This is a genomic window from Helicobacter sp., from assembly GCF_014799995.1.
In the GTDB taxonomy this organism is placed as follows: domain Bacteria; phylum Campylobacterota; class Campylobacteria; order Campylobacterales; family Helicobacteraceae; genus Helicobacter_D.
The window spans coordinates 1-6,512 of the sequence record NZ_JAAVGY010000015.1; the positions used below are offsets into that span (position 1 = coordinate 1).

The window sequence follows — 6,512 nt, forward strand, 5'->3', positions numbered from 1 at the left end:
AAGATACCTTTGGGCTTCTGTTTTGTTTTCTGCTTTGCGATAATAATCCCCAAGCAAAACAGACGCCAAAGACGCAACCTCTAAATCCGTCGTCTCATTCAAAGTGGATTCATACATATTCAAAACGACTTTGCGGTCTCCCCTTGTATAGAGATTTTCTCCATAATCAAGTCTAGCCAAAAGCTCATATTTATCGCCTTTGTGTTCGGTAAAAAGCCTATCATAATAATACTTTGCTTCCTCAAAAAAGTTCATTTTCGCATAAGTTTTTGCCAAAATAAACAAAGTTTGGGGCACATGGACATCTGTTGGATAAGCTTCTAACCAAGCCTTAGCTAGCATCATCGTATCTTCATAGTTTTCTTCTTTGCCCAAACCATCTAATGCGACAATTTTAAAATACAGCACATCGCGTTTAAAGATTGTATCAGGATAAAGCCCTAGCATTTCCTCTATCGCAGTCAAAGCCTCTGTATAGGATTCATTAGAGATTAAAGATTGTATGCGCAAAAAATAATCTTTATCCGCTCCCACTTCATTATTCATTGGACGCATTTGCACATCTAAAGCCCCCACTCTTGGCAATTCTTCTTCAAAGACAATGGGGAAATTTAGCCCATTGCTAGGCTGGTCATTCAAAAACGGAATTTTATTTTCATAGCCCAAAATTTGCCAACGTTTGGAAACTTCATTATGCTCTTGTGGGATAGATTTGCCTGAAATTAGGCTAAATTCGGCATTATAAAGCTTAATTTTTTTGCCACTTTTGGGTTTAATTTTTAAAAAGAATCCCTCCGTGTCGTCCTTAAAACTTTCTGGAGAAATAGAAAAAAACAATGTCTCGCTTCGTTGAAAACGCGACAATAGAGGCGAATTAAATTTGCAAATAATCTCATTCACTTCTGACGCTCTATTGTAGGATTCCACACAGGCAAAGGGCACATTATCAAGCAAATTCAAAACAGCAAAATTTCTGTTTTCTTCTCTGCCGCTATTGATATAAAATTCCAATCCAAAAAGAGAATTTGTTATAAACAATAATAAAAATGCCCAACGATTCTTATTTCTCATATGATTCCAAATTTCAAATACCAAATTATACTTTCTTTTCTTTGAAAATTACTTTTAGCTTTTGATTTAACCTGCAACAAATTCAAAATATGTAATCTCCGCACGCGCTAAAATCCGCATTGGCGGCCCCCAAAATCCCGTGCCCCGATTGACATAAATCTGCGTTGTGGGGCTATGCTGATACAAGCCTGCCAAATAGGGTTGCTCTAACTTCACAAGGAATCGGAAAGGAAAAATTTGTCCGCCGTGCGTGTGTCCGCTTAAAATCAAATCCACCTTATGCGCTGCTTGCACTTCAAGGGCAAATTTTGGTTGGTGTGCCAACAAAATAAGGGGTTGCGATTCTATTCTATCTTTTAAAGCCTGCTCCAAATCTGGCTCTAAAACCCCAATTCTACGCCCAAACAAATCATACACACCCGCTAAATTCAACACGACTTCATTATTTCTCATTAGTGGCACACATTCGTTTTCTAACACGCGGATTCCAACAGACTTTAAATTCTCAAGCAAAGGCTGAATATCGTGGAAATATTCGTGATTGCCTGTTACAAAATACACTCCCAAAGGGGCATTAAGACGCGCAAGCTCTGCCATTGCCTTTGGCACTCTAGCAACTTCTGTGTCAATAATATCGCCCGTTAGCACGATGAAATCAGGTTTTAGCGCATTGACTTGTTGGACAATCTCTCTTACGACATTTTCCTCAATCAACCCCCCGATATGTAAATCACTGATTTGCACTGCATTCAGAGGAGTTTTAAGATTCTTAAGCGGAATCTTGACTCTTTCTAGCTTAGGGGCTAATCTCCCCTCAATTAATCCAGCCCCCAAATATCCTAAAGCAAAGATTCCACTTGTAAGATTCAAGGCGTTTTGAAAGAATCCCCTACGTTTTTCAGAAAACTTCGGAAACAACCAAACCACAAGACACAACATTAATGTAAGGAATTGATAGAGCAAGGTTACAACAAAGAGCACGAATCCTACACCAATGGATAAAGAAACCAAAAAGTATAAACTCTGTGGAAAATCCACGAAATAACGCGCCGCAAAATAGGACATTACGCCCAAGAAATTGAAAATCAAAAAACACTTCAAAACTAAAAGAGGAATTTTTAATTTAATGATTCGTTTGATAAACAAAAAATAAATACTTAAATGAAAAATCAAAAATACAATGAGTGCTAAGAGAGGAAAAATATTTTTTATCATCAAATCTCCTTATTTAACTTTCTAAATCTTTTTTGCCTTTTAATCTAAATTTATTTTTATATCAATTAGGAATTTACTCTGCGCATCAAAGAGAATAAAACCAACAAAACTTGCAAGCCACAAATTAAAAACGCGCTATACAAAAGGATTTGTGAGTAAAATTGCGATTCTTTGATGATATTTTGCGCATAAAATTGCTGGCTAAGCGTTGCGAGCTCTAAACTCGCAAGCAAACCATTATCTTCCTCTAATTGCTGCAAAAGTTCTTGATTAATGCGTAAAATATCCTGTGTGGATTGCAAAAAAAATATTTTATTGGCGTTATTTAGAAATTCTTCCATTTTAAAACTCAAATTCCCCCCACCAAAATAAATTTCATCTAAAGTAGAGTGATTCTTATCACTCACAATAGTAGAAATTACGAAATTTTGCAAAATCAAATGAATAGAATTGAGTTGGGTAATGCAACTGCGAAGCTCTGTGAGGCTTTCGGGATTATTGCGACTCAAAATACGATTGGTAACAACAATTTGAGACAAAAATACAATTCTCTGAGCTAATAAACGTTGCTTGCCGCTGATATTGACATAATAAAGCAATGTGTCTTGCTTCTTTAATTCTTGCTGATTGTTCTGCACATAAAACACAATCCCAATGCCTAAAATTAGGCATAGCAACAATTCTAAAATAATGATTTTTTTATCTTTAAAAAGAAGCAAACTTTTACCTTTAAATTATTTGCGTATTGTATCAATCTTGCGAAAAATTAGCAATAAAATGTGTTAAAATTAGCTTTTTAATTCAAGGAGTGTTTATGGAATCTTCTCAAGCGTTAAATTTAGGAATATTCATAAAAAAAAGTTGTTTTTTTGCTTTTAGTGCATTACTTCTAAGCGCGTGTGCGCAAAAATTCAACGATTTGCCTAATACCCGCGTCTTAAAAACTTGTCAAAATCCCATTGCAACTTATCATTTAATTGGTTTGAGAAATGGAGATTATAATGATTTGACAATTCCAAATACACAAATACGAGAAATGGTGGAAAATTCGCTTGCACAAAGTGGTTGCTTTAATCGAGTTGCACAAATTACAGCCGATGAAGTCGCAAAAAACAGACATTATCAACTAGAAGTTGTATCTGGTAATATCAATACTCAAGAAAAGCAAGGGGATTTATTCCATACACAAACAAGTGATGAAGCAATTTTTGAAGTGCAACTAAGCTTTAGTAGAGCCAATGAAGTGAGGACTTTTCGTGGAAAATCAAGTATTCAAAACCGAAATAGCCAATATTTCATCTTTGGCGACAAAGCTAAACTAAATCCCAATCAAATTCAAATCACACTCCAAAATGCCATTAATGCGGCTATCAATGAAGCAACACTTCATTTAATTCAAGTTCAAAATACTGATTTCATCAATTATTCTAACTACTAGCCTTAAGCCCCTTAGGGCTTTAGTTTGTTTCAAGATTTTTCAAGATTTTTCAAGATTTTTTGGGCGATTTCTTTGGCACTTTGTAAAGCTTGTGGAATCTTGGACTTGTCTTTGCCTCCGGCTGTCGCGAAATCATTGCGTCCTCCGCCATTACCTCCAAGAATTTGAGCAATTTCTTTGACCCAAGAACCTGCTTTCAAATCCACACCTTTGACGCCCGCTGTGATTCCTATTTTGCCGCTTTGATTGTCTGTTGTAAGCAACAAAATAGCGACTTTTTCATTTTCGTTTTTAGCATTATCCACAAGTGCTTTTGCCTCACTTGCTTCAGTCTCTTTTAATTCCGCCACAATGAGTTTTGCCCCATTAATGATTTCGGATTCTATCCCTTTTAGATTGTTTGAGGATTTGCTCGCTTTATTCTTAAGCTCACGCACTTGCTCTTTTAGTTTCTCAATCCCTTGTATTAGATTTTGGGCTTTTAAGCTCTCCTTTGCATTTTCTACATTGATTAAAGCATTTTTGCCCCATTGGTATGCTGCATTCCCACAAACTGCTTCGATTCTGCGCACACCACTACTCACACTAGATTCTTTGGTGATATAAAAACTTCCAATAAAAGCAGTATTTGGCACGTGGATTCCACCGCATAATTCAATAGAATCTCCAAAGCCAATCACGCGCACTTCACTTCCATATTTTTCCCCAAAAAGCGCAATCGCACCCTTTGCCTTTGCACTTTGTATGTCCATTTGTTCGCAAACTTGTGCGTGTGCTTGGAGAATTTGCGCATTGACATTTGCTTCAATCTTTTCTATTTCCTCACGCGTGAGTGCATTGGGGTGGCTAAAGTCAAAGCGCAAACGATTCGCCTCTACAAGGCTTCCTGCTTGTGCAATATGTCCGCCCAAAATCTCCCGCAAGGCTTTGTGTAATAAATGTGTCGCGCTATGGTGTTTGGCAATCTCTAAACGCGCAGAATCTACCACTGCCAATATGCCCTCTTTTAACCTCAAATCTTGAATCGCTTTGACTTGGCTAATGTTTAAGCCAAAATATTTTTTGGTATCTAGCACTTCTGCAATCTTGTCCTTATTGTGCATTAACACACCCTTATCGCCCACAGGACCACCAGATTCTGGATAAAAAGGAGTTTTATCTAGCATCACGAATCCTACTTCTCCCTTCTTAATCGTTTCTACGCGTTGCAAATTGGAATCCAAAAACGCGAGGATTCTGCCTTGCGATTCCATTCTTTCATAGCCGACAAACGCATTGATTCCAAATTCACTTAATAAAAGCTTGAAATCGCCCTCTTTTGCACTATCACCGCTACCTTTCCAATTCGCCTTTGCTTGTTCTTTCTGCGCTCTCATACAAGTTTCAAAACTATCCATATCCACGCCAAAGCCATTTTCGCGCAACATATCTTGCGTCAAATCAAGAGGGAATCCATAAGTATCATACAATCTAAACGCCACTTCACCGCTGAAGAGTTGGTTGGGTTTCTCCTCTTTTAATTTTGCCAATTCTTTATTAAAGAGATTCATTCCATTTTCAATTGTTTCAAAGAATCGCAATTCCTCCGCTTTGCATTGCGTCATAATTGCCTGCTGCTTCTCTAGCAAATAACGATAATGCGCGCCCATATTTTCACATACACACCCCACCACTTGATAGACGAAAGGAGTGCGTAGCCCTAGCAAATATCCGTGACGAATCGCTCTCCGCAAGATTCTACGCAAGACATATCCTCTCCCCTCTTTGTCAAAATTTACTCCTTGTGCGAGCAAAAATGCTACACTTCTAGCGTGGTCCGCGATGACGCGAAAACTCGCACCACTTTCATAAAAGTAAGTTTGCTTTGTGATTTCCTCTACTTTGGCAATGAGTGGCATAAAAAGCGAAGAATCAAAATTGCTATGCTTGCCCTCCAACAATGCCACTACGCGCTCTAGCCCCATACCGGTATCAATGCTAGGTTTGGGTAAAGGCTTGAGATTCCCCTCTTTATCGCGTTCAAATTGCATAAAAACAAGATTCCAAATCTCTAGGAATCTGTCCCCATCTCCACCGAAATAATCCTCTGGTCCATTAAAAATTTCCGCCCCTTGATCTACAAAAATCTCACTACAAGGTCCGCAAGGTCCTACATCGCCCATTTGCCAAAAGTTATCCTTATCCCCCATTCTCTTAATGCGTGTAGGTTCAATGTGAGCACTCCATAACTCAAATGCCTCATCATCGCTTTCGTGGATTGTTACATACAAAACACTTTTGTCAAATCCTAACACCTCGGTAACAAATTCCCAAGCATACGCAATTGCTTCTTTTTTGAAATACGCACCAAAGCTAAAATTCCCAAGCATTTCAAAAAGCGTGTGGTGGCGCGCGGTATAGCCAACATTTTCTAAGTCATTATGCTTGCCACCCGCACGAATGCAAGTTTGCGCACTCGTTGCGATATTGGGAGAGGGAATCGGAACTTTGCCTGTAAAAATGTCTTTAAACTGCACCATTCCTGCATTGGTGAATAATAAAGTAGGATCATCAGGCACTAAGGGCATAGAATCATAGACTTTATGCCCTTTGCTTGCAAAATATTCTAAAAATAAAGCTCTCACATCTTTTACTTTCATTTTTAACCCTTAAAAGTTTTGCGAAATTTTCGCACCATTTTATCTTTTGTCAATTAAAAAGCCGCTAAAGATAGAACAAATTTTTGATTTAGAAAATTTTAATATATATTAAAGTAAAGTTATTTTTAAGAAAAAAAAAAAAAAAGGGG

The 6,512-nt window shown here is 37.7% G+C and carries 5 protein-coding genes; 1 reads left to right on the plus strand and 4 read right to left on the minus strand.

From position 1 onward, the window contains the following. The 3 genes from HDT10_RS03040 to HDT10_RS03050 form a co-directional block, all read right to left on the minus strand. On the minus strand, positions 1–1,071 hold a 1,071-nt coding region (locus tag HDT10_RS03040; protein ID WP_367159061.1), incomplete at its 3' end, for a tol-pal system YbgF family protein. A 66-nt stretch (positions 1,072–1,137) separates the two neighbouring features. Continuing rightward, positions 1,138–2,286, minus strand: coding sequence for a metallophosphoesterase (locus HDT10_RS03045; RefSeq protein WP_290879858.1), 1,149 nt, complete (start codon positions 2,284–2,286; stop codon positions 1,138–1,140). Between the two features lie 65 nt (positions 2,287–2,351). After that, positions 2,352–3,005, minus strand: coding sequence for a hypothetical protein (locus tag HDT10_RS03050; protein ID WP_290879861.1), 654 nt, complete (start codon positions 3,003–3,005; stop codon positions 2,352–2,354). 95 nt (positions 3,006–3,100) lie between these two features. Here HDT10_RS03050 and HDT10_RS03055 point away from each other — a divergent pair, with 95 nt between their 5' ends. After that, the gene (locus HDT10_RS03055; RefSeq protein ID WP_290879863.1) at positions 3,101–3,724 is read left to right on the plus strand and encodes a hypothetical protein; all 624 of its coding nucleotides are present in this window, start codon (positions 3,101–3,103) and stop codon (positions 3,722–3,724) included. Between the two features lie 29 nt (positions 3,725–3,753). Here the strand turns inward: HDT10_RS03055 and alaS are convergent, their stop codons facing one another. Beyond that, positions 3,754–6,363, minus strand: a complete 2,610-nt coding sequence (gene alaS / locus HDT10_RS03060; protein ID WP_290879865.1) for an alanine--tRNA ligase — start codon at positions 6,361–6,363, stop codon at positions 3,754–3,756. Positions 6,364–6,512: the final 149 nt, after the last annotated feature.